The organism is Streptomyces jeddahensis (genome assembly GCF_001642995.1).
Lineage (GTDB): Bacteria > Actinomycetota > Actinomycetes > Streptomycetales > Streptomycetaceae > Streptomyces > Streptomyces jeddahensis.
Genome location: NZ_LOHS01000180.1, coordinates 1 through 1,798, shown reverse-complemented (window position 1 = coordinate 1,798; position 1,798 = coordinate 1). Strand labels below are relative to the sequence as shown.

Here is a 1,798-nt window from a genome sequence, read left to right as displayed (position 1 = left end):
TGAGGATCGTTGTCTGTGTGAAGTACGTGCCCGACGCCACCGGCGACCGGCACTTCGCCGATGACCTGACCGTCGACCGTGACGACGTGGACGGGCTGCTGTCGGAGCTCGACGAGTACGCGGTCGAGCAGGCGCTGCAGATCTCCGAGGGCGCGGACGATGCTGAGATTACGGTGCTGACCGTCGGCCCGGAGGACGCGAAGGACGCGCTGCGCAAGGCGCTGTCGATGGGTGCGGACAAGGCGATCCACGTGGAAGACGACGACCTGCACGGCACGGATGTGATGGGCACGTCGCTGGTGCTGGCCAAGGCGATCGAGAAGGCCGGATACGACCTGGTCGTGTGCGGTATGGCCTCCACCGACGGCACCATGGGTGTGCTGCCGGCGATCCTGGCCGAGCGGCTGGGCGTCCCGCAGGTCACGCTGCTGTCCGAGGTGTCGGTCGAGGACGGCACCGTGAAGGGCCGTCGGGACGGTGACACCACGTCGGAGCAGCTGGAGGCGTCGCTTCCGGCGGTCGTGTCGGTGACGGACCAGTCGGGTGAGGCCCGCTACCCGTCGTTCAAGGGCATCATGGCCGCGAAGAAGAAGCCGGTGACCTCCTGGGATCTGGAGGTCCTGGAGATCGAGGCGGGCGAGGTCGGTCTCGAGGGTGCCTGGACCGCGGTCGACTCGGCGGCCGAGCGTCCCGCGCGGACCGCGGGCACGATCGTCAAGGACGAGGGCGAGGGCGGCAAGCAGCTCGCGGAGTTCCTCGCGAGCCAGAAGTTCATCTAAAGGGATCGATTCCCTTACCGCCCCTCATACTTCGCAAGCAGGAGAGAAGAAGTCCCATGGCTGAAGTTCTCGTCTATGTCGACCACGTGGACGGTGCCGTCCGCAAGCCCACCCTGGAGCTTTTGACCCTGGCCCGCCGTATCGGCGAGCCCGTCGCCGTCGCCCTCGGCAACGGCGCGGAGGCCACCGCGGCGACGCTGGGTGAGCACGGCGCGGTCCGTGTCCTGACCGCCGACGCGCCGGAGTTCGCCGACTACCTGGTCGTACCGAAGGTGGACGCGCTGCAGGCCGCGGTCGAGGCTGTGTCCCCGGCCGCGGTGCTGGTGCCGTCGTCCGCCGAGGGCAAGGAGATCGCCGCGCGTCTGGCGGTGCGGATCGGGTCGGGCATCATCACCGACGCCGTCGACCTGGAGGCCTCCGACGAGGGTCCGGTGGCCACGCAGTCGGTGTTCGCCGCCTCGTTCACCACCAAGTCCCGTGTCTCCAAGGGCACGCCGGTCATCACCGTCAAGCCGAACAGCGCGGCCGTGGAGGCGGCTCCGGCCGCGGGCGCGGTGGAGCAGCTTGCGGTGTCGTTCTCGGAGAAGGCGACCGGTACGAAGGTCACCGCGCGGACGGCGCGTGAGTCGACGGGTCGTCCGGAGCTGACCGAGGCCGCGATCGTGGTCTCCGGCGGCCGTGGCGTGAACGGTGCGGAGAACTTCGCGATCATCGAGGCCCTTGCTGACTCCCTGGGCGCTGCGGTCGGTGCCTCGCGTGCCGCGGTGGACGCGGGCTGGTACCCGCACTCCAACCAGGTGGGCCAGACCGGCAAGTCCGTCTCGCCGCAGCTGTACATCGCCTCCGGCATCTCGGGTGCGATCCAGCACCGGGCCGGTATGCAGACGTCGAAGACGATCGTGGCGATCAACAAGGACGCCGAGGCCCCGATCTTCGACCTGGTCGACTACGGCGTGGTCGGCGACCTCTTCGAGGTCGTCCCGCAGCTCACCGAGGAGATCAAGACCCGCAAGGGCTGA

At 68.9% G+C, this 1,798-nt stretch carries 2 protein-coding genes; both read left to right on the top strand.

All coding sequences use genetic code 11. The features are described 5' to 3' along the window. A partial coding sequence (locus STSP_RS34130; RefSeq protein WP_232789906.1) for an electron transfer flavoprotein subunit beta/FixA family protein occupies positions 1-779 on the top strand: 779 nt, incomplete at its 5' end. Positions 780-835: 56 nt separating this feature from the next. Further along, positions 836-1,798 carry an electron transfer flavoprotein subunit alpha/FixB family protein gene (locus STSP_RS34125; protein ID WP_067284914.1) on the top strand — a complete coding sequence of 321 codons (963 nt, stop codon included), beginning with the start codon at positions 836-838 and terminating at the stop codon, positions 1,796-1,798.